Raw genomic sequence first — 23,327 nt, 5'->3', positions numbered from 1 at the left:
ACCATCTTCTCTTAGATTACTTTCGATCACGGTTTATACAAAAAGCTTTCTCATTGCCTAACAATCTTTGAGAAAGCTTTTCTACTTTTTAGCCTGAAAATTATTGAAATTTCAACAATTAATAAAAATGCACAATTGTAAAATAAAGATTGAATCTATTATTAGAAATCCGAAATAATAGAGGGACAAGAATATAGGCTGAGCGGCTTAAATATGTATACAAAACTCATTACACTATTTTTATTCATGGGGCTAAGCCATCTCACATTTGCACAAGATATTACAGGAACTTGGCAAAGTGTAGATGACCTTACGGGTGCACCTAAAGGGCAAGTTGAAATTACTCAAAATGCAGATGGCACCTATACGGGCAAGGTTACAAAAATCACGCCTCGCACAGGATATACGCCAAAAGAATTCTGTACGGGTTGTCCTGCACCCTATACCAATAAACCAATCTTAGGTTTAAACGTTATTACCAAACTCAAGCACAAAAAAGATTTAACATATACTGGTGGCAAAATCTTAGATCCTAACAGTGGTCGCATGTATAGCCTCACAACAAAACTGAGCTCGAATGGACAGCGTTTACATTTACGTGGCTATGTCGGCGTTTCTGTATTAGGACGCAGCCAAATATGGATTCGAGTCAACAATAAAACTGAATAATCAACAAAAAAGCCCTGAATATTCAGGGCTTTTTTATCACTTAATTTTTAACGACCTTGCAACTTTGAATAATCTAGAAGCACATTTGCAGCTTCATTAATGAAAGTTTCTTCCTCTGGTAGTGGTGGACGAAGATGTGCTTTCATTTTGGCACGAGATTCAACCAATGCATCAATAGATGCTTGATAGCTTTCCCAGTTCGCATACGGTGCTTGCCCTGTTTCTTTGCGACGCTGGTTTTCAGCTGCTAAAGTCTGTTTTTCCAAGTCAATCAATTCAGCTCTGCGTTGATCAATATCTAGTACAACTTTTTTCTGCTCAGAAGTTTTCTGAGAAATTGCTTTACGTTGTTCTAAATATTTAAACTGTGGATCAAGCGCTACACGCTGCTGAGAAAGCTCAGATAATTTCGTAACATAAGGCTGTATTGAACCTTCACGCTTGAATGGTGCAGTTGGAATCGTATCCCATTTCAATGCATTCTTCGCCTTACGCTCACCAAACTCCTCATTGTAAATATCTACCAATTTGATGTCTGGAACGACTCCTTTATTCTGCGTACTGCCACCTGTTACACGGTAGAATTTACGTTGTGTCAATGTCGCTTGACCATGAGCTAAAGAATCTAATTGGACTTGTGCCGTTCCTTTACCCGTAGTTGTGCTACCAATGATAATACCGCGCTCATAATCCTGAATCGCTGCAGAATAAATTTCACTCGCTGAAGCTGAAGCTAAATTCACAAGTACCGCCATTGGCCCTGCATAAATTTGCTCACCGCCATCAGTATCTTCAAAGACATTCACATTACCATTGCCATCACGGATTTGGACAACAGGACCTGACTTGATCACCTGACCAAGCATACGGGCAACTTCTTCTAATGACCCCCCTGGGTCATTACGTAAGTCGACCATAATGCCTTCAACTTTTTGAGCTTTTAATGACTCAAATGCTTTTGCTGTATCTTCAGAGACTGAGCGATATTCAGTACCAGCACGGCGTGAACGGTAGTCAAAATAGAAAGATGGAATTTCAATCACCCCAAACTTATGTTTTTTACCGTCGCGAGTAATTTCAACAGTACGAGAGCGAACACCTGCATCTTCTTCTTGAATGATGTCACGTGTTAAAGTGACATTACGTGCTTGGCTCATCGATGCGCCAGCGCCCAACAAACGAACCACTACTTTCGTACCACGCTTACCACGAATCAAACCAACAATTTCGGAGCTAGGCCAACCAATCACATCCACCATTTTTTCGCCATCTTGAGCAACCCCAATAATGCGATCTCCTGATTTCACTTGACCTGATTTACTTGCTGGCCCGCCTTCTACGATAGTTTCAATCTTAGTGTAATCTTCATTACCACGTTCTGGGCGAATCGAAACACCGATGCCTTCTAACTGTAAAGTTGTTTGACGATTCAACTCCATCGCATCAATCGGCGGATAATAATTACTGTGTGGATCGTAAGTCGCTAACATCGCGTTCAGTGTTTTATCTAACACATCATCACTTTTGACACGACCAATACGCTCTAATTGACGAGTATAACGTTTAGTTAAAGTTTGAACTGGGGTTAAATCTTCTGGGCCCGTCAAATCTTGTCCATTGGCAAGCGAAGGGTTAGCTTTTAAGGCTTTTTGTTTCGCTTGCTCCTCTTCTTTGCTGATCGTGAGATTGATTAATTGTGAAACCAGCATTTTCTGCCAGTGTGCTTGTTGCTCGGCAGAGGTTTTAAAATATGCCGCTTTTTCACGATCAATATCTAAATACACATCTTTTTGATTCAAGTTCTGTGGCTTTTTTAATTCTGCTAACATGAATTCATAAAACTGTTTCAAACGGTCACGATATTGAGCATGAATTGCATATGGCCCTGTCAGGTTCCCTGCTTTTAAGGCGCTACCAAAATTTGAACCATATTTATTCTTATAGTCTTCAACTTCACTGCTTAAAAATAATGAGTGATCTGGATCAAGGCTATCGAGATACATATCTAAAATACGATTTGAAGTTGTCGCATCCAAACGCATATTTAAATAATGCTGACGATCGACCAAGGTTGCTAGCTGGCGCGCGACCAAAGCTTGCTCTTGCGATGGTTTGATTACGCTTGAAACGATTGGCGTTTCAGTTGCTGCAAAAGCCTCATTGATTGTATGAGAAAAAAATAAACCACCAGTCGCAATTGCAACTGCACACGCTATCATTTGAAGTTTCATAAAATTCTGGTACTTCCTTGGATCTGGCAATTATTACATGCTGCTATCATCATATGAACATAATTCATTCGATAGTTTTGCAACATGTAGAACTTATCAATCTTCATAAATAAATGACCAATAAGCACTTATCATCAATATCATCTAGTTTTATCATATTCTGTACTGACAAAATGTAGCAAATCATTGCACAATTTAGCTATCGTTTTTTTCATCAAAATTCAAACGGAATCCATATGATCGGCGCATTGATGCTGGATATTGCTGGCACAGAACTTACTCAAGAAGATATTGAACTATTACAAGCTCCGCAAGTCGGCGGAATGATTTTATTTGCACGAAATATTGAATCACCACAACAAGTTCGAGCACTTACGGATCATATGCGTCAAGTCCGTCCTGATATTCTGATCGCGGTCGATCAAGAAGGTGGTCGTGTACAGCGCTTAAGACAAGGTTTCACACTACTTCCTGCAATGGGACGACTTGGGGAACATTACTTACATCATCCTGAACAAGCCATTGAACTATCAGAACAATGCGGTTGGTTAATGGCAACAGAAGTTCTCGCAGTTGGTATCGATTTTAGTTTCGCTCCTGTCTTAGATCTCAATGATGTTAGTGATGTAATTGGTGATCGTGGTTTTGCTAAAAATATACAAGACATCATCCCACTGGCAGATGCTTTTATGCGTGGTATGAAAAAAGCAGGCATGGCAACGACAGGCAAACATTTCCCTGGACATGGTTCAGTGAAAGCGGACTCTCACATTGCTGCTGCGATTGATAGCCGCTCATATCAAGAAATCTACGACAAAGATATGCAAAGTTTCATTCAATTAATGCCACAACTCGATGCATTAATGCCCGCACATGTGATTTATGATCAAGTTGATCCAAACCCAGCTGGCTTCTCTCCATTCTGGTTGCAAAATGTCTTGCGCCAACAACTTAAATTTGATGGGGTTTTATTCTCTGATGATTTAAGTATGCAAGCAGCATGTGTTGCTGGTGGCGCTGATGCACGTATTCAAGCAGCCTTAAATGCAGGTTGTGATATGGGCTTAGTGTGTAATGATCGCGTAGCTGCATGTACTGCATTAGACGGAATTGAAGTGTTGGCTTTACCAAATCAGCAACGTTTAGAGCGTATGCGTGGCAAAATTCCAAATATCGACGTGGGAACAACACTCATGTTAGATGAAAACTGGGATAACGTCAGAAAAGTCATTGAAGAATTTAAGAATTCGTTCTAACTTTACTTAGATTTTTCCATTGTTTTATTAAGATAATGGAATCTTGCCGAGTGCTGATCTGATTGAAGAAGTTTGCCTTCGGCTCGAGTTACTTTTCAGGGATGAAAAGTAAGCAAAAATCCTTTGTTAGGCTGAGGGTACATCCTTGTAACCCCAGCCCAATAGCGGCATCCATGCCGCTCTACGATAGTAAATAACAAACCTAAAATCGGATTTGGTAGCAAAATCTCAACGTTAAAAAGAGATTAATTTATATATCCAAATTAGGAAAATAGAGTCTAGGACAGATGACACAACAACTTTCAAAACATCGCCATATTTCATTTACTGCACACTACACCGGCTATATTTGGTATCAAATGGGGATTTCACATCCAGCTTTAGCAACTGCCAAAGGCAAAACACTAGCAGCACTTGTACATCCAATTGAAAGTTGGGCTGAAAAATATGTTGGTGGCAGCATGCGCACCACGCTTAAACAACGTCATACGATGCTTGATCATGACTTACAAGAATTAATTCAGCAGTATCCTGATATCCAAGTACTCGAAATTGCATGTGGCTTGTCACCGCGTGGTTGGTGGTTTAGACAACATTATCCAAATATTACCTATCGCGAGCTTGATTTACCTGATATGGCTGCAACCAAACAAGCCGCCCTGCAACAAATTGAAGGTGAAGTTGATGATGTCCTTTCCGTTGATTTATTCACAGAAACATTCGCTTCGGCATTTGAAGTATTTGATCCAAAACGTCCACTTGTGATTATCAGTGAAGGTCTCATCAATTATTTTGAAAAGCCTTTATTACAGCAATTGATTAAATCTATCGTCACTTATGGTCAAGACTTTAAAGAACTACATTATTTAACTGATCTCTATCCAGAACCAACGCAAAATAAACTCGCTACCATTATTTGGAACAGCAGTCGTCTACTTAAATGGATGTCTCGTAGCGCGTTTAGTTTTCACTTTAAAACACCTGCCGAAGTTGAAAGTTTCTTTTACGAAGCAGGTTTTAAACAGGTTGTGATCCAACAACCAAAACAGTTTTTCGAGCAGCAGATCCTAGAAAACAATCAGCAGCATTTAGGTGATCTCGTCTGGACTATAAAAGCGAGCAATAATAAATAGACATTAAAAAAGGTGGGTTATCCCACCTTTTTTATTTATCACGATTATTCAGCAGGTTTTTGACGTGCAATAAAACGAGTCAAACGGTCTGCCACATCAAAACTACCGTGTTTGAAGAGAATACGAAGCCCTTGCTCAGTAGCATCAAAGGTTAAGCACTCAATTTTAAACTCACCTTCTTCATCAACCAAATGCAATGCTAAATCACGCGGCTGCTGACGAACAAAGTTAAGTTGTTCAAGATTATCAAGTTTTAAAAACACCCCAAAGAAAGTGATATCTACAATTTTTACACCAGCTTCAATGTCTGAATGGCGATGAGATAATTTCGTTTCAGGCTGCAAAACAGGGATACGCTCTTCACCACGACGCTCGATGTTCTTCATTTCTTCACGCGTCATAGGAATAATGCCATCAAGGTTATCGATGGATTCTCCTTTTAAGAATGAGGTGAATAAATTCATGGTTTCTTTACGGCGTTGCAGTTGCGGTACATGATCTGCATTGGCAATTAAAGCAAACTGCATATCTTGACATTGCAAAGCGAAATCAGCATTTTCATGCGGCAAAGTAAAACTATCGTACTGACCAGCCGCGACCAATGTTTTACATTGTGGCACTGGCACATCACTTAAACGCAGTAAACGATTGCAATTAATCTCATAACGCTCTCGCTCTGTCGCAGTAAACTCAGCCATTTGTCTGAAGAACAAACGTTTTGCTGTTGGTGACATTCGCGTTTTGTCTAGCTTCGCATGATTTACGAGATACAAAATTACAGCTTGACCAAACTCTTCCATGCGATCTTCACGCATTAAATGTAGAGATTCTTCAAGTAGCATACGCCAGCTCTTGCGTGTCTTCTGCATAACCCCCATTAACACCATACGATCAATCAGTTCTGGACGTTGATGAGCAAAAGAAGATGCGACCACTGAGCCTAATGACATCCCCATCACTGAAACTTTTTCAATTCCAACGATATCAAGCCACTGACCTAACATTTTAGATAAATCTGGTAGTTCTAGAATTCCAGCTGACTCACCTGTATCAACATTACGAATTTGTTGATTAGCTCCCATTGAAGGTAAGTCAATTAAAATCACGGGTCCACTCTCAAAGAGTTGCTCAACACAATACTTATAAGAGTTAAAATTTTGAAATGCGCCCCCGACAATTACAATTGGCGTGTTGTAGATCGTTTTAGGATCTGCAATTGCCATATATTCAATTTTCCAACCATCTATCCATGTCGTATGTGCTGGTTGTTTAAAACTGTTTTTATTGTATATGTCGAAAAAACCAAAACCCGTGAAGGTATGATTTAAATCCGAGTCCATTTGGATAATGGAATTCATATCCTTCCTCCATCCTTGATTATTTTTTTGCAGCAAGAGTCTCATTTTTTAGCGATTTCTACTTGCTAGTTAACAAATTTATAAAATTTGTATTACATTTATCCTATACATTTTCATTCTATACAAATGCACGTTTTATACGCAATCATTTCCTTAACCACTTATCTTGTTTAAAGTAATAATCTTTTGCAAAATATGTAGTCTCAGCGATTTATTCAATATCTCCATCGCATTTAAATCAAAAGGTTTGAGCAATTTAACAATTTATAATTTTTTGAATTGTCGGTTCAAACTATTCATTGTTCCGCATTTGACTGTTACTATCTTTATAAATACATGCAATCATCAAAATGCTATGCAAGAATCTATTCAAAATTATATGCAGCAGGTCGGTATCCAAGCGCGTAAAGCGTCTCGTGTTTTGACTAGCGCATCGACTCATTTGAAAAATCATGCATTGTCTGCAATTTATACTGCTTTGGAAAATAATCAAGCACAAATTTTAGCAGCCAATCAAATCGATATGGAAAATGGTCGCCAACGCCAATTAGACAACGCTTTACTCGATCGTTTAGAGTTGACCCCTGCTCGCTTTAAAGGCATGTTACAAGGTCTTAAAGATGTGATCGCCTTGGTTGATCCAATTGGTGAAATCACGGATCTTGCTTACCGTCCATCAGGTATTCAACTTGGTAAAATGCGTGTGCCTTTAGGTGTCATTGGTATGATTTATGAATCAAGACCAAACGTGACATTAGAAGCAGCGTCACTTGCTTTAAAGTCAGGTAATGCCATCATTTTACGCGGTGGTTCAGAAGCACTTGAATCAAATAAAGCCATTGCAACAGCGATTCAACACGGTTTACAAGTTGCAGGATTACCTGAGTATGCCGTGCAAGTAATCGATACACCTGATCGTGCTGCTGTTGGTCATTTGATTACCATGACTGAATATGTTGATGTGATCGTACCTCGTGGTGGCAAAAGCTTGATTGAACGTATTACCAATGAAGCGCGTATTCCAGTGATTAAACACTTAGACGGAAATTGCCACGTTTTTGTCGAAGCACAAGCGGATCTTCAAAAAGCATTGCCTATCGCACTAAATGCTAAAACACATCGTTATGGTGTGTGTAATGCGATGGAAACATTGTTAGTCGATGAAGCAATTGCAGATGATTTCTTACCGAGTATTGCTGAACTTTATGCTGAAAAACAAGTTGAGCTTCGCGGTTGTGCGGAAACACAACGGATTTTAGGTGATTCAGTTAAAACGGCGACTGAAGAAGATTGGTATACCGAATATCTAGGCCCGATCTTGGCGATCAAAGTCGTCAGCGGCATGGATGAAGCTATTGAGCATATCAACAAATATGGTTCTCATCACACAGATGCCATCGTAACTGAAAACTTTAGTCTAGCACGCGAGTTCCTCGCACGTGTTGACTCAAGCTCAGTCATGATCAATGCCTCAACCCGCTTCGCTGATGGCTTTGAGTATGGTTTAGGTGCTGAAATTGGAATTTCAACCGATAAAATTCATGCACGCGGACCTGTTGGTTTAGAAGGTTTAACCTCACAAAAATGGATTGTTTTTGGTGATGGTCAAATTCGCCAATAATTTATTTTTGTTGTTTTAAATATTCCACACGATAAAGCTCATCAACTTGATCTTTATCGTGTTTTTACATAATTTCATACAAAAAATACGTGCAAAATAAACACATCACTCAAAAGAAATTATGATTTGCAACCTATAATTAATGAGATTCAATTATAAATCAGTTGTATAGGCTAAAGTCTATTTTCACCAATACAACAACCCATGTTAAAACATTGCGCTTGATTCCACTGCCTTTTGCGTTGCGGCAAGATCAAAGTGTTCGTCATCAAATTTAAAATCTGTTAGGTGTTCAAAACGTGGCTAAATCTGTACTTGTAATTAACTGTGGTTCATCTTCAATCAAATACGCGCTAATTTCTGAGCGTCGCGAAGATCGTATTTATGGCTTGGCAGAAAACTTAGGCTCTGCTGATGCACGAATCAAAGGTGTGACCGTTGGCGGTGAACCCTTAGAGCTTTCGATTCCACATGCAGACCATGCAAAAGCACTTGAAACACTTTTAGCACGCCTAGCAAATTATAATCCGCAAGCAATTGGTCATCGTGTAGTTCATGGTGGCAACCTCACCAAAGCAGAGCTTTTAACGCCTGAAATCGTGAAACGTATCGAAGCTGCAACACCTTTAGCTCCATTGCATAATCCTGCACATTTAGTGGGTATCGAAGCAACCATGCGTTTGTTCCCTGAATTACCACAAGTTGCTGTATTTGATACTGCATTCCATCAAACTATGCCTGAACATGCATATCGTTATGCATTACCACAAAATTTATATACAGAGCACCACGTTCGTCGCTATGGCTTCCACGGCACAAGCCACGCTTATGTAACAGAGCGTGCAAGTGAGCTTGCAGGAGCAAAAAATCAAGGCGGTTGGTTAAGCGCACATTTAGGTAACGGGAGTTCGACTTGTGCGGTTTGGAATGGTCAAAGTATTGATACATCAATGGGAATGACACCACTTGAAGGTGTGGTTATGGGCACACGTAGCGGTGATGTAGATCCAAGTTTACATCTGTTCTTGGCAAGCAACTTGGGCTGGGATATTCAAAAAATTGACAATATGCTCAATAAAGAAAGTGGCTTGCTTGGTCTTTCTGGGTTATCAAACGATATGCGTACTTTAGTTGATGCTTCAAACGATGGACATGAAGGAGCGACACTTGCAATCGAAGTATTCTGCTATCGTTTAGCAAAATCACTCTCAGCGCTTAGCTGTGGTTTACCTCGTTTAGATGGCTTGGTATTTACTGGTGGAATTGGTGAAAACTCAGCGTATGTCCGTGAAAAAACTTTAGGTTACTTATCTCACTTTGGCTTGCAATTCAGTAAAGAGAAAAACGATGCGCTCCCTCGCGGTACTGAAGGCCGTATTGATGCAGGTCAAGGCCCTCAGATTTGGGTGGTGCCTACGGACGAAGAAGGTCGTATTGCCAAAGAAACACGTCAAGTGGTTGAGCAAACTGTTTTAGCTTAGTTCAAAAAATTTAGATAAAAATTAAGGTCATTATGAACACTATTTTATTAATTCCTACAGGCGAAGGTGTTGGTTTAACATCAGCTTGCTTAGGTATGATTTATGCATTGGACTGTAAAGGTATTAATGCGGGGTTTCTAAAACCATTTTCTCAAATTGCGGATACAACGGTTGATCGCACAACAACGCTATATAGCCATTTATTCCAACATCAATCTGTTGAACCAATTACCTATGAAAAACTAACGCAATTAATTTCATTAGGTGAAACAGACGAATTACTTGAAGAAGCTGTTGCCCTTCATCGTAGAATTTCCGCACATCATGATGTGATTATTGTGGAAGGTCTAGTTCCAAATGGACAAGATCATTTTGCAAGCGAAATCAATGCGGCGCTGGCTCAAGCACTTGATGCGCAAGTTGTGCTTGTCAGTACCGCAGATCTAGTTGATCCACGCAAAACAGCCGAAAAAGTTGATGCACACCTCCGTCAATTTGGTGGTGCTGCGTCTGCTCGTACTACAGGCGTACTGTTCATGCGAACCAAAGGGCTTCCTGATGGTACTGCTGAAATCCCAGTCACCCTTGATCCAAGTTTACGTTTAGAAAAACAAATCGCTGAGTTTTCAGTTGAGTTACAACGCTACAATCGCTTCATGGGCACCAATGAGCTTCCAATTATTGGACTCGTTCCATTTAGCAATATTTTAAGCGTCCCAAGAAGCTTGGATATTGCCCCACTGGTCAACGGGACATGGTTACATGAAGGTGAAGCCAAACAACGTCGTATTTTACATACCAGTTTGGTTGCATCGGATATTGAATCTGAACTACATAAATTTGTTGCAGGTGAGCTGATTATTAGTGCGTCTCAGCGTACCGATACGCTACTTGCAGCAAGCCTTGCAAGTAGTAATGGTATTCCGCTCGCAGGCCTAATTTTAACGGAACAAGCTGCGCCAGCAGACAATGTCTTAGAATTCTGTCAAAGTGCTATTAAGCAAGGTCTACCGATTTTGCATACGTCTTTAGACACCTTAGAAACAGCACAACGCTTACATCACTTTGGTAATGAAATTCCAGTTGATGATACTGAGCGTGCAGAACAAGTGACCCGTTTTGTATCAAGCCATATTGATAATCAATGGCTTGATCAGCACACGCAAAATAATTTACATCCACGTTTGTCGCCTTCTGCTTTCCGTTATGAACTTGTTCAAAAGTCAATTTCAGCGAAAAAACGTATTGTTTTACCTGAAGGTGATGAACCTCGTACCGTTCAAGCCGCGGTGATTTGTCAAACGCGTGGTATTGCACAATGTATTTTGCTTGCTAAACCAGAATCTGTAGCAGAAGTTGCAAAAGCGCGTGGCATTCAACTACCAGATGATTTAGAAATCATTGATCCAGACAGTATCCGTGATCAATATATCGAACCAATGGTGGAGTTACGTAAAGGCAAACTTGATGCCTTACAAGCCAAAGCACAACTGCAAGATACAGTGGTACTTGGTACGATGATGCTTGCACTTGATCAAGTGGATGGTTTGGTATCAGGTGCGATTCACACAACAGCAAATACTGTTCGCCCAGCATTCCAGCTTATTAAAACTGCGCCGAACTATTCACTTGTCTCGTCTATTTTCTTCATGCTGCTGCCAGATGAAGTTTATGTGTATGGTGACTGTGCAATTAACCCTGACCCAAATGCAGAACAACTTGCTGAAATTGCGATTCAATCAGCAGACTCGGCAAAAGCATTTGGTTTAGACCCACGTATTGCTATGATCAGCTACTCAACAGGCACATCAGGGACAGGTGCAGATGTTGAAAAAGTTGCCGAAGCAACCAAAATTGCACAACAACGTCGACCAGATTTATTGATCGATGGTCCTTTGCAATATGATGCGGCTTCAGTTGAGAGTGTAGGTCGTCAAAAAGCGCCAGATTCAAAAGTTGCTGGTCGTGCCAACGTCTTTATCTTCCCTGATCTCAATACAGGCAATACGACCTATAAGGCGGTGCAACGTGCTGCCAATGTCGTGAGTGTCGGCCCAATGCTGCAAGGTCTAAACAAGCCTGTGAATGATTTGTCTCGTGGTGCATTGGTTGATGATATTGTATTTACCATCGCATTAACTGCGATTCAGGCAAAACAACAAGACTAACATATTGTTCTGACAGCCAAAGACCATCTATTTGATATATTTAAATAGATGGTCTTTTTACATCATCGTATTTCTCATACTTCCTTTGACATTCTGAATAACTTCAACTGCGGTCCTTTTACAAAGAAAATTGCGTTACCGCATAAAATCAGAATTACTCCAATCACGGCATTCATCTGCCATTGATAACCTTCCCAAACTGTAGAAATGAGCAATGCCACGAGTGGAAATAGTAAAGTACTATACGCAGCCTTGCCTGCCCCAATTCGTCCTACCAAATAAAAATAAGCAGTAAAGCCAATCACTGAACCAAAAATTGCTAAATACAATAATGCACTCACTGAACTCACAGGCATACTTGGGAAAAAATCATCCTGCTTTAACAACGAAATCAATGCCATTAACATAGAACCATAAAACATAGCAAAAGCATTGGTTGTGAAAATATCTAGTCCATGTTTTTGGTGACGTGTGCTGATCATATTTCCTAATGAAAATCCGTAAGTTCCGACCATACAAAGTCCGATACCCATCAGCGTATGACTATTCAAGGTCGTCCCAACCACGTCATGCCAAAACAAAGCCACAATTCCAAATAATCCCAACAACGCCGCAGGATAAAATCGCGTAGAAATTTGCTGAGAGAAAAAGAGTTTTGCATTAATGGTATTAAAAATAACAGCCATTGAAAAAATAACAGCTTCTAAACCGCTACTGATATATTGCACCGCATAATAAAAACAAACAAAGTTAAAACCAAAAATGCAACTCGCTTGCAACATACAAAACAGATGGTCTTTAGCCGTCAATTTCTGTAATTTCCGAGTTAAGCAAATAAAAACAAATAACACTAATGCGGATATAAAAAAACGCCAGAACACAGCAACATTTGCTGCTATACCACTTTGTTGCTGTACCGTAATTGCAATCCATGTCGTTCCCCAGATCACCACAACCAAGGCATATAACAACGCATTCATTTCTAAAACCAAACTCAATCATAGAGATCACTATTTTGTCTAACTTCTCTCTTTTTATGCTTGCATGATCTTGTGGTGATTATCATCAAATTGCGATTTTCTTTATCCGCTTTCGTTTTGGTGACAATATCAATAGAAAGTCCTACACTAATCACGATACTTGCGCAGTGTGTAGAAGATGAAATATCAGATTCTAGATCAATTACAACAATATAAGGCCCAATTGCTCGACTCAGTAGAACTGGGTTCAGGTATGCAACTCGCGATGTGGCAAAATAACCAAGATCGTGTCAGTGTTTGCAGTAATCATCACACCTTAAGCATGTATATTCAGGGCGGCTATCAGAGCTATCAAAAGACTGAACATGGTTGGCACAATGGCGGTGGGCCAGATCGTATGTGTCTGATGCCGCAAGATTTCGAGTCGACATGGGATCTCAGAGATCCGCTTACTTTTGTGCATCTTTACTATACAGAACAACACCTAAGACGGATTGCCGAGCAAGTTTGGGATAGAGAACCCAGCCAAATCGCCCTAAATCCACAGATTTTTGTGGCTGACCCGCAAATTTCTACGCTTTATCGACATTTTTTACTCAATGGTGCTTGGCAAAATCGTGAAAATCATTTGCAAATGAGTACCGCAACAACGCTATTACTCAATCACTTAATTAAAAATTATAGCCATACACAATGGACGACACCTGAAGTTAAAGGTGGATTATCACCCTATGTATTAAAGCAATTATTAGAATGGGTTGATCGACACTTACACCTAAGCTTGACTTTATCTGATCTCGCTCAACAAACAGCATTGAGTGAATATCATTTTGCACATATGTTTAAACAGTCAATGAAAATGCCACCTCATCAATATGTCATGCAACGTCGACTAGAATTGGCACATCGAGCATTAGAATTGACCCATGAAAATCTGACGAATATCTCGACTCAGTATGGATTTAGTTCGAGTAGTCATTTTAGTCATCGTTTTAAAAAGCATTTTGGCTATTCGCCATCGCAAATGAGAAAGAAATGATTTTCCCCTTCAATCATTTGAGTAAATTCTCATAAAAGCCATTTGATCATTCCTCTTAGACCTTTTGCCAAATACTCGGTAAAACTCCCACAATGAATGCTTTTTGTCATATAATTTAGCCCGCCAGCTATTAGCCCGCTCAAGAGAATTTTGATATGACAACGATCATCAAACAAGATGACTTGATTACATCAATCAAGGATGCCCTCCAGTTTATTTCTTACTATCACCCACAAGACTTCATCCAAGCGATGAGCCGTGCTTATGATCGTGAAGAAAACAAAGCTGCAAAAGATGCAATTGCACAAATCCTCATCAACTCACGTATGTGCGCTGAAGGCCATCGACCAATCTGTCAAGATACAGGTATTGTCAACGTTTTCCTTGAAGTTGGCTTAGACGTTAAATTTGATTTAACCATGAGCTTAGACGATGCAGTAAACGAAGGCGTACGCCAAGGTTACTTAGAAAACTCAAACGTATTGCGTGCTTCTGTTCTTGCTGATCCAGCTTTTGGTCGTAAAAATACCAAAGACAATACCCCTGCTGTCATCCACTACAAACTCGTACCAGGTAATAAAGTTGATATTACCGTGGCTGCTAAAGGTGGCGGCTCAGAAAATAAATCTAAACTTGCAATGTTGAACCCATCAGACTCAATCGTAGATTGGGTACTTAAAACTGTTCCAACAATGGGTGCAGGCTGGTGTCCACCAGGTATGCTCGGTATCGGGATTGGTGGTACTGCTGAAAAAGCCATGATGCTTGCAAAAGAAGCATTGATGGAAGAAATCAACATGGACGAATTACTTCGTCGTGGCCCACAAAACAAAATGGAAGAACTCCGTATTGAGATCTTCGAAAAAGTGAATGCGTTGGGTATTGGTGCACAAGGTCTTGGCGGTTTAACCACTGTTCTTGATATCAAAATCAAAGATTACCCATGTCACGCTGCTGGTAAACCAGTTGGTATGATCCCGAACTGTGCAGCGACTCGTCATGCTCATTTCCAATTAGATGGTACAGGTGTTGCACACATTCAAGCACCTAAACTTGAAGACTACCCTGCAGTAACTTGGGATTCTTCTCAATCTAAGCGTGTGAATCTCGACACGATCACCCAAGAAGAAATGAATGCTTGGAAGCCAGGCGATACATTACTTCTCAATGGTACGATTTATACAGGTCGTGATGCTGCGCATAAGCGCATGGTCGACATGTTAAATAACGGTGAAGAGCTTCCAGTCGACTTAAAAGGTAAATTTATTTACTACGTGGGTCCAGTCGATCCAGTCGGCGATGAAGTCGTTGGTCCTGCTGGCCCAACAACAGCAACCCGTATGGATAAATTCACTCGACAAGTTCTAGAAGCGACTGGTTTATTCGGTATGATTGGTAAAGCAGATCGTGGTCCTGCTGCAATTGAAGCGATCAAAGACAACCAAGCAACTTACCTTATGGCCGTTGGTGGTGCAGCTTACCTCGTATCAAAAGCGGTACGTGAAGCTGAAGTTGTAGCATTTGCTGATTTAGGTATGGAAGCAATCTACAAATTTGTGGTTGAAGATATGCCTGTTTCTGTTGCTGTGGACGTAAATGGCACATCAATCCATGCGACTGCACCAAAAATCTGGCAAGCGAAGATTGGTAAAATCCCAGTCGCTGATGCTGCGCAATAACGCCTTTATCAGAAAAATAGCCGAATCCATTGATTCGGCTATTTTTTTGTCTAAAGTATCTGTTACATTACAAAAAGATAATATGAGTATAGGGATAGAGATATGCGTAAGCGTTTACCCATCTTTATGATTGGGTTTTGTCTAATAATCAACATGCAGAATACTTTTGCTAGCCCTGCTCAATTGAAATCAGTTAAAGAACTGATCACACTTAGTGATCTTGAAAATGTTTTAAATGCCTCATTAGAGGAAATGCAGCCAGCATTAGACAAACAAGCCGAGAACATTTTATTAAATATTTTGGGTAAGAATGAATTAACCACCACACAAGAACATTTAGCTGTTTTAGAATTGAGCCAACTACTGAAACAAACTAGCTCTAAAGTCTTTGCTCGTCCTGAAACTCTACAAAATATTGAAAAAATCTATGCAGAGACTTTGACAGAAGAAGAGATTCAAGCCTATCTTAAATTTTTAAGGACACCAGAGGGCAAATCAATTAATAAGAAAAATCTGAAAATCAGCACTGATGTCTTTCAATATATGAATAGCTTAAGCGAACAGACGTTAAATGATCCCGAGCAAAGTGCTGAGCTGAAAGAGCAGTTTTTAACAATCATCAAACCACTCATTCAAATCAACTGATAATTATTCTTGATGTTGGTTTTACCAAGTTAAAGGGTTCCATAACTTAAATGGTTTGACCAAATGTACTTCTGATTTTTCGTCGTACTTCGCAGGCTTTAACTCTTGCGGCTTGCTACGAATTTTCCCAGAAGCATCCTGCGCAACAAAGTTATAGCTAGATGATTTTAATCGAGTAAATGCAATCTCTTGGCGTGCGACTTTATCTGGCATAATCATAAATGGGCCAGTATGCTCACTTCTTGAAATCTTATTTTCTTCATCGTATTTAATAAAATAAGTTTGTGCCGCATCCACAGTAAAATCGACATATTTCGGCTTTTGGAAATGTAAGCCAGCCAAAGGACGACTCACGCTTAAACGATATGTACCTGCTGGTAGTTCTAACCAATAATAGTGATTATGCAGCAAGCTAGGGATACGATGCCCATTGATAAATAAATTCGCGGCTGCAATTTCCTGACGATTCCAACGCGTATCTGGTCGGTATAAATAGACGACTGCAGCTTGTTCATTTTGCGGTTTGATAGGTTCGAAGTATTGACCTAATTTTTGATTGACCCAGCCACCGACAGAGAAACCACCGACATGATATTGATCAAATAAACCCGGCTCTTTTTCTGTATCTATAGATGGAAGTGTCGCAGTCAATACAGTTGGATCATTTTCCACTGCCTTATGACTTTGGCAGCCAGCCAACACCCCTGCACAACATAATGACAATATTAAATAACGCATGACATCCCTCAAGGCGTTTTTTGAATTTATTTTTAACAGCGCAAAACTATGCGGATTTTTTCAATTTTAAGATTAACACCTCAACGCCTAATTGCAAATAAAAAAAGCATGAAAAGCCAAGCCTTTCATGCTTTTTTAGATGAATGTGAATTAAGCAGACTTAGAGTCAACCACTTTCAGATCCGTTTTTTCAACCAATTCCGGCGTACCTGTTTGTGGTAAACGTTCAGCTTTAAAAGTAGGTTTTGCTGTACCATTAATCACAGCTTCATCCACAATGACAGTACCTACATCTGTACGACTAGGTAAATCATACATGGTTTCAAGCAATACATTTTCCAGAATTGAACGCAAGCCACGCGCACCTGTATTACGCTCAAGCGCTTTCTTCGCCACTGCTCGCAATGCGGAATCATCAAATACCAAGTCAACATCTTCCATGCTGAATAAGTATTGATATTGACGAGTTAATGCATTTTTAGGCTCAGTTAGAATCTGCATCAAAGCTTCTTCATCTAACTCTTCTAAGGTTGCAATCACCGGTAAACGACCAATAAATTCAGGAATTAAACCGAATTTAACCAAATCAGTCGCTTCAACTTGACGGAATAATTCAGAGACTTTTTTGCTGTCATCTTTATTCTTCACATCAGCAGTAAAACCGATTCCGCCTTTTTCTTGACGTTGCTGTACGATTTTTTCCAAACCAGAGAAAGCACCACCACAAATAAATAGGATATTCGCAGTATCAATTTGGATAAATTCTTGCTGTGGATGCTTACGGCCACCTTGTGGTGGGATAGAAGCAACCGTACCTTCAATCATTTTCAATAATGCTTGTTGTACACCTTCGCCAGACACATCACGAGTAATCGATGGATTTTCAGATTTACGAGTAATCTTATCAATCTCATCAATATAAATAATGCCTTTCTGTGCTTTTTCTACATCATAATCCGCTTTTTGCAGTAGCTTTTGCACGATGTTTTCAACATCTTCACCGACATAACCTGCTTCAGTGAGTGTTGTTGCATCTGCCATTGCAAAAGGCACATCGAGTAAACGAGCAAGCGTTTGTGCAAGTAATGTCTTCCCTGAACCTGTTGGTCCAATCAGTAAGATATTACTCTTGGCAATCTCAATTTCAGGGTTTCCATGCTGAGATTGACCAACCTTCAAACGTTTGTAGTGGTTATAAACAGCAACTGACAATGTTTTTTTAGCAACATCTTGTCCGATGACGTATTGATCTAACGCTGCACGAATTTCGTGTGGTTTAGGCAATGGTTTTGTCGCCCAATCACCTGCTTCCACTTGTTGACTTGTTTGCACTAAATCCAAGCAGACATCCACACACTCATTACAAATATATGCGTCCTCACCTGCAATCAATTTTCCAACTTCAGATTGCGTCTTACCACAAAATGAACAATGTTTTTGTCCTTGAGGATGTTCGGACATATTTACTCCACCACTTAAATCTTAAACTTAGTTTTTAAAAATCAAGGACGCTTACTAAGCACTTGATCAACCAAACCATATTCTTTTGCTGCTTGCGCAGTCATGAAGTTGTCACGATCTGTATCACGAGCAACCGTTTCATAGTCTTGACCACTATGTTCAGCCATTAAGCGATTTAAACGCTCTTTGATAAATAAAATTTCACGAGCATGAATTTCAATATCAGAAGCTTGACCACGGAAGCCGCCTAAAGGTTGGTGAATCATGACACGTGCATTTTCAAGACAGTAACGTTTACCTTTTGCACCAGCATTTAATAGGAAAGCGCCCATAGAAGCAGCCTGTCCCATACAATAAGTCACGACATCAGGTTTAATAAACTGCATGGTATCGTAAATCGCCATACCCGCAGTCACCGAACCGCCCGGTGAGTTAATATAAAGATGAATGTCTTTTTCTGGATTTTCAGCTTCTAAAAATAACATCTGAGCAACGATGAGGTTTGCCATGTTATCTTCTACTTCACCCGTTAAGAAAATAACGCGCTCACGTAACAAACGTGAATAAATGTCAAATGAACGCTCACCACGAGATGACTGTTCAACGACAACAGGAACTAAAGCATTTTCAATTGTTGGAACATACATACGTTTACTTATTCCTAAATTATTGTGACTCGGTCTATGCCAACAATATGAGGGATAATCGACGAAATTGCAAAAGGTTCAATCTGAAATATTCGATTATTTAGACTAAAAGCTGGCAATTTCATTAGAAATTAACACTTTCATAACACGGATAAAAAAAGGCGCAATAAGCGCCTTTCTTTTAAACTTTTGAAAGCTTAGCCACGACGTGCTTGTTGCTCTTTCAATAAGTCTTCATAGCTTACAGCGACATCACTTACTTTAGCCGCAGCTAAAATGTGATCTACAACTTGGTCTTCTAAAACAACTGCTTCGATTTGAGCACGTTGTTGCTTGTCATTTTTGAAGTATTCAACAACTTCTGTTGGATCTTCATAAGAAGAAGCCATGTCATCGATGTAAGCATCAACACGTGATTGGTCAACTTCAAGTTTAGCATCAGCCAATACTTTGCTAACCAATACACCAAGCTTAACTGATTTTTCAGCTTGTTCTTTGAACAACTCATCAGGAAGCATGCTGCTATCAAACGCACCAGCGCCTTGAGCACCAAACTGTTGAGTGAACTGTTGGATCATTTGTTGACGTTGACGGTCAATTTCTTGAGCAACCATAGAAGCTGGAACTTCGATTTCATTTGCAGCAACAAGTGCATCAAATGCAGCTTGTTTAACTTGGTTACGAAGACCGTTACGAACTTCACGTTCCATATTTTTACGAACGTCAGCTTTTAACTTATCTAAGCCTTCTTCTTCAGTTAAACCAAAGATTTTCAAGAATTCAGCATCAATCTCAGGAAGTTTTTGTTTTTCAACAAGCTTCACAGTGATTTTGAATTGAGCTGCTTTACCCGCTAAGTTTTCAGCTTGGTAGTCTTCAGGGAAAGTAACATCAATCACTTTCTCTTCGCCTTTCTTCATACCGATGATACCGTCTTCAAAGCCTGGAATCATACGACCAGAACCAAGAACTAGTTTAAAGTCTTCAGCAGTACCGCCTTCAAACTTCTCACCATCAACAGTACCTTCAAAATCGAAAGTCACTTGCATGTCTTTTTTCGCCATGCCTTTGGTTTCAGTCCAAGAAGCACGTTGTTTTTGCAAGTTTTCAATCATTACATCAACATCTGCATCGTTGATTTCTGATGATTTACGCTCAACTTCTAAATCAGCAAAAGCTTTCACTTCTACTTCAGGATAAACTTCAACAGTCGCTTCAAAAACTAAAGCATCATCTTTGTTTTCAACTTTCTCAATGTTCGGCATACCGACCGCATTGATTTTTTCTTGTTGAATCGCTTCGAATACTGTGTCACGAATGATGTCATTCACAACTTCTTGATAAATGCTCGCACCATATTCACGGCGAACAACATTTAAAGGCACTTTACCTGGACGGAAGCCGTTGATCTTCACAGTTTTAGCAGTGCGTTTTAAGCGAGCTTCAAATTGCTCGTTAACACGGCTCGTCGGTACAGAAACATTTAAACGACGGGCAACGCCCGAAACCGCTTCAGTCGTTACTTGCATGGCTTCCTCGATATATAGTTAGTAGTAACAATTTTAAAAGTGCCACATTATATGACAACTTTGCTGATATACAAAATTAGTCAGGCATTCTAGCAGCAAAAGTGAATCCGAGCATCTCTACCAACTCGCCTCTTTTAATTATTTTCAGTGATTATTCTAAATAGGTGAAAATTGCATGTACCCGAGGTTAATTACTCCACCATAAAAAACGCTCGTATTTTAAACAATCAAAATCCACAAGAACTTACACTTTATTACACTATTCTATTTCTTTTTCCAAAGTTATATGATCTTAAGATCGTTAAAACCAATCCCAAAGAATTGCATATAAAAATAAGAATAATTATTATTTGCATGAATTTTAAGGTTTACATGGATACGATATGTCTTCTTTTATCAGAACACGTAAGAAATTTGTTTCTTCTGCAATTGCATCATCCCTATCAATGATCGCAACAACAGCGATTGCTCAAGATCAAAGCCAAGTGGTTCAGCTTCCAACGATCCATGCAGAAGCAACTGTTGATGAATTAAAAGTCGACAAATCTGCAAATGCAAAATATGTGGCTCCGTTAAAAGATACGCCAAAGACTGTTTCGATTCTTTCTCAAAAACTTTTAAAAGAAACCAACTCAAATACATTATTAGAAGCATTACGTAATGAGCCTGGTATTACTTTAGGCGCAGGTGAAGGCGGTACACCTTATACAGATATCCCATATATTCGTGGTTACAATGGGCAAAGCGCAATCTATGTAGATGGTGTGCGTAACTCAACGACTCAAAATCGTGACATGTTCGCAATCGACCAAGTAGAAATCACTAAAGGTTCAAGCTCTGCACTTACTGGTGGTAGCGGTGTAGGTGGTAGCATTAACTTGATCCCTAAAGTTGCTCACGAAGGTGATGAGTACCAAGGTACTGTTGCTGGCGGTACTGATAACTACAAACACATCGTACTAGATGCAAATAAAGACTTTGGCAATGGTATCGCAGGTCGTGTCATTGCGATGGGCCATGAGAATGAAAAACCGGGCCAACATAACGGTGCTGAATATGCACGTGTTGGATTAGCACCAAGTATTGCATTTGGTTTAGGTAGTGAAAATCGTGCAACGCTGAGCTACTACTTCTTGAAAAGCAATGATGAACCAGATTCTGGCGTTCCATTTAATAACCCAAATAATCCACCTGCTGGAACGGATAAAGCTGATGGTCGTCCAGTTAATGTTAAACAAGGTACATATTACGGTTGGAAAGATCGCGACTTTGATAAACGTGAAAATCACATCGGTACTTTAAAATTAGAACATGATTTTAATGATGATCTAACTGTAACGAATACAACAACATATAGCCGTTCAAAAGCAGATTATATCTTTACAAATCCAGATGACTCAAAAGGTAACATCTATAATGGTAAAGTTTATCGTCGTGCCACTCAGTCAATTCGTGACACAGAAGCATTTACCGATCAGTTGTCTTTAGCGGGTAAGTTAAACACGGGTGCAATTGCACATAGCTTTAATGTTGGTGCAGAGTACAATCGTGAAAAAACCAATCGCGGTAACTACGATATGACTTATCCAGGTTACCCAGGTTCAACGACTGCTGGATTCAACGCCAACTGTGCAAACAATGATGGTTGGTGTACAGATCTAAACAACCCCAGCGCAAATGATCCGTGGTTAGGCACACTCAACCCAAATAAGAAACAAACCACTTTAACCAATGAAACTGTTTCTATTTATGCATTAGATAGTATTGAGTTCAACAAGTACTGGTTACTCAACCTCGGCGTACGTTGGGATCAGTTTGATACTAACTTAAAATACAATAAAGATGTAACGAGTCGTGGTGTAACAACCACAGCTGGAACAGAGTATTCAAACGATACGGATTACTTCTCTTATCAAGCAGGTGTTGTGTTCCGTCCAACCGAAAATGGCAGTATTTACGCAAGCTATGCAACTGCTGCTAACCCTGTTGGGATTGACCCAGACATCGATGGACTATCAGTTTCAACTCAAGATTTAGAGCCTGAAAAAGCACGCACCTATGAAATCGGTACAAAATGGAGCCTTTGGGACAACCGTGCAAATGCAACGGCTGCTATTTTCCGTACTGAGAAGCAAAATACTCGTGTTTCAATTGATGCAAACACCACAGCAAATGTTGGTGAGAGTAAAGTTGATGGCTTCGAACTTGGTTTAACAGGTCATATTACAGATAAATGGGAAATAGCTATTGGTTATAGTTATTTAGATAGTGAATTAACTAAAGCTGCATACAATGCTATTGCTCAGGAAGGCAAACCATTGCCTTTCGTAGCAAAACAAAGTGCTAGCTTGTGGAGCACATACCAAGTTTTACCAAAACTAACTTTAGGTGCTGGTGCACAATATCGTGATCAGGTATATGCAAATACAAACCCAAACACAGCAACAACATCGACAAAAATCCTGCCTACATTTACGATCTATAATGCGATGGCAAAGTATGATGTAAATGATAATGTAAACTTACAGTTAAACATCAACAACATCTCAAATAAGCGTTATTTCACGAGTGCACACGCAGCACATTACGCAAATGAAGGTGATGGTCGTAACGCTGTACTTGCTGTTAACTTTAAATACTAAGACTAAATCCCATAAGTTTATTATGGAATTCATCTAAGTTAATATAAAAT

The 23,327-nt window shown here is 39.7% G+C and carries 17 protein-coding genes; 10 read left to right on the top strand and 7 right to left on the bottom strand.

The window, feature by feature from the left end; all coding sequences use genetic code 11:
- Positions 1–213 precede the first annotated feature (213 nt).
- A complete protein-coding gene (locus tag ACT4_RS02835) occupies positions 214–669 on the top strand; it encodes a DUF2147 domain-containing protein (RefSeq protein WP_004877494.1) in 456 nt (151 codons plus the stop codon).
- Positions 670–716: 47 nt separating this feature from the next.
- Here the strand turns inward: ACT4_RS02835 and ACT4_RS02830 are convergent, their stop codons facing one another.
- Positions 717–2,900 carry a carboxy terminal-processing peptidase gene (locus ACT4_RS02830; RefSeq protein WP_007479651.1) on the bottom strand — a complete coding sequence of 728 codons (2,184 nt, stop codon included), beginning with the start codon at positions 2,898–2,900 and terminating at the stop codon, positions 717–719.
- 236 nt (positions 2,901–3,136) lie between these two features.
- On the opposite strand from ACT4_RS02830, the gene nagZ reads away from it, so the two are divergent.
- Both nagZ and ACT4_RS02820 read left to right on the top strand, forming a co-directional pair.
- Positions 3,137–4,156 (top strand): beta-N-acetylhexosaminidase, encoded by a 1,020-nt coding sequence (gene nagZ, locus ACT4_RS02825; RefSeq protein WP_007479650.1) that lies wholly within the window; start codon positions 3,137–3,139, stop codon positions 4,154–4,156.
- A gap of 287 nt (positions 4,157–4,443) precedes the next feature.
- A complete protein-coding gene (locus tag ACT4_RS02820; RefSeq protein ID WP_004877499.1) occupies positions 4,444–5,289 on the top strand; it encodes a class I SAM-dependent methyltransferase in 846 nt (281 codons plus the stop codon).
- A gap of 44 nt (positions 5,290–5,333) precedes the next feature.
- Here ACT4_RS02820 and ACT4_RS02815 read toward each other — a convergent pair whose 3' ends face one another.
- Positions 5,334–6,647, bottom strand: coding sequence for an alpha/beta fold hydrolase (locus ACT4_RS02815; RefSeq protein ID WP_007479648.1), 1,314 nt, complete (start codon positions 6,645–6,647; stop codon positions 5,334–5,336).
- Between the two features lie 355 nt (positions 6,648–7,002).
- Between ACT4_RS02815 and ACT4_RS02810 the strand changes: the two genes are divergently transcribed.
- The 3 genes from ACT4_RS02810 (at position 7,003) to pta (ending at position 11,917) form a co-directional block, all read left to right on the top strand.
- Complete coding sequence (locus ACT4_RS02810) at positions 7,003–8,268, top strand: glutamate-5-semialdehyde dehydrogenase (protein ID WP_007479647.1); 1,266 nt, start codon at positions 7,003–7,005, stop codon at positions 8,266–8,268.
- Between the two features lie 299 nt (positions 8,269–8,567).
- Positions 8,568–9,749: an acetate/propionate family kinase gene (locus tag ACT4_RS02805; protein ID WP_007479645.1), complete on the top strand. Its 1,182-nt coding sequence runs from the start codon at positions 8,568–8,570 to the stop codon at positions 9,747–9,749.
- A 32-nt stretch (positions 9,750–9,781) separates the two neighbouring features.
- A complete protein-coding gene (pta, locus tag ACT4_RS02800; protein ID WP_007479642.1) occupies positions 9,782–11,917 on the top strand; it encodes a phosphate acetyltransferase in 2,136 nt (711 codons plus the stop codon).
- Positions 11,918–11,991: 74 nt separating this feature from the next.
- Here pta and ACT4_RS02795 read toward each other — a convergent pair whose 3' ends face one another.
- A complete protein-coding gene (locus ACT4_RS02795; protein WP_007479641.1) occupies positions 11,992–12,897 on the bottom strand; it encodes a DMT family transporter in 906 nt (301 codons plus the stop codon).
- A gap of 178 nt (positions 12,898–13,075) precedes the next feature.
- On the opposite strand from ACT4_RS02795, the gene ACT4_RS02790 reads away from it, so the two are divergent.
- From ACT4_RS02790 to ACT4_RS02780, 3 genes are all read left to right on the top strand, one after another.
- Positions 13,076–13,936, top strand: coding sequence for a helix-turn-helix domain-containing protein (locus ACT4_RS02790; protein WP_007479639.1), 861 nt, complete (start codon positions 13,076–13,078; stop codon positions 13,934–13,936).
- Between the two features lie 155 nt (positions 13,937–14,091).
- A complete protein-coding gene (locus ACT4_RS02785) occupies positions 14,092–15,615 on the top strand; it encodes a fumarate hydratase (RefSeq protein WP_007479637.1) in 1,524 nt (507 codons plus the stop codon).
- A 102-nt stretch (positions 15,616–15,717) separates the two neighbouring features.
- The gene (locus ACT4_RS02780) at positions 15,718–16,260 is read left to right on the top strand and encodes a DUF2059 domain-containing protein (RefSeq protein ID WP_007479636.1); all 543 of its coding nucleotides are present in this window, start codon (positions 15,718–15,720) and stop codon (positions 16,258–16,260) included.
- Positions 16,261–16,281: 21 nt separating this feature from the next.
- Here the strand turns inward: ACT4_RS02780 and ACT4_RS02775 are convergent, their stop codons facing one another.
- The 4 genes from ACT4_RS02775 to tig all read right to left on the bottom strand — a co-directional run bounded on the left by ACT4_RS02775 (position 16,282) and on the right by tig (position 20,635).
- Positions 16,282–16,998 (bottom strand): DUF2846 domain-containing protein, encoded by a 717-nt coding sequence (locus ACT4_RS02775; RefSeq protein ID WP_004877515.1) that lies wholly within the window; start codon positions 16,996–16,998, stop codon positions 16,282–16,284.
- Positions 16,999–17,148: 150 nt separating this feature from the next.
- Positions 17,149–18,459 (bottom strand): ATP-dependent Clp protease ATP-binding subunit ClpX, encoded by a 1,311-nt coding sequence (gene clpX / locus ACT4_RS02770; RefSeq protein WP_004877517.1) that lies wholly within the window; start codon positions 18,457–18,459, stop codon positions 17,149–17,151.
- 41 nt (positions 18,460–18,500) lie between these two features.
- A complete protein-coding gene (clpP, locus tag ACT4_RS02765; RefSeq protein ID WP_004877521.1) occupies positions 18,501–19,106 on the bottom strand; it encodes an ATP-dependent Clp endopeptidase proteolytic subunit ClpP in 606 nt (201 codons plus the stop codon).
- A 197-nt stretch (positions 19,107–19,303) separates the two neighbouring features.
- Positions 19,304–20,635 (bottom strand): trigger factor, encoded by a 1,332-nt coding sequence (gene tig / locus ACT4_RS02760; protein WP_004877523.1) that lies wholly within the window; start codon positions 20,633–20,635, stop codon positions 19,304–19,306.
- A gap of 383 nt (positions 20,636–21,018) precedes the next feature.
- Between tig and ACT4_RS02755 the strand changes: the two genes are divergently transcribed.
- Entirely contained in the window at positions 21,019–23,277 is a 2,259-nt protein-coding gene (locus ACT4_RS02755; RefSeq protein ID WP_034604510.1) for a TonB-dependent siderophore receptor, read from the top strand.
- The last annotated feature ends 50 nt before the right edge of the window (positions 23,278–23,327 follow it).

Source organism: Acinetobacter sp. NBRC 100985, assembly GCF_000241225.1.
GTDB lineage: Bacteria > Pseudomonadota > Gammaproteobacteria > Pseudomonadales > Moraxellaceae > Acinetobacter > Acinetobacter venetianus.
This window is presented reverse-complemented; position numbering and strand designations above follow the sequence as displayed.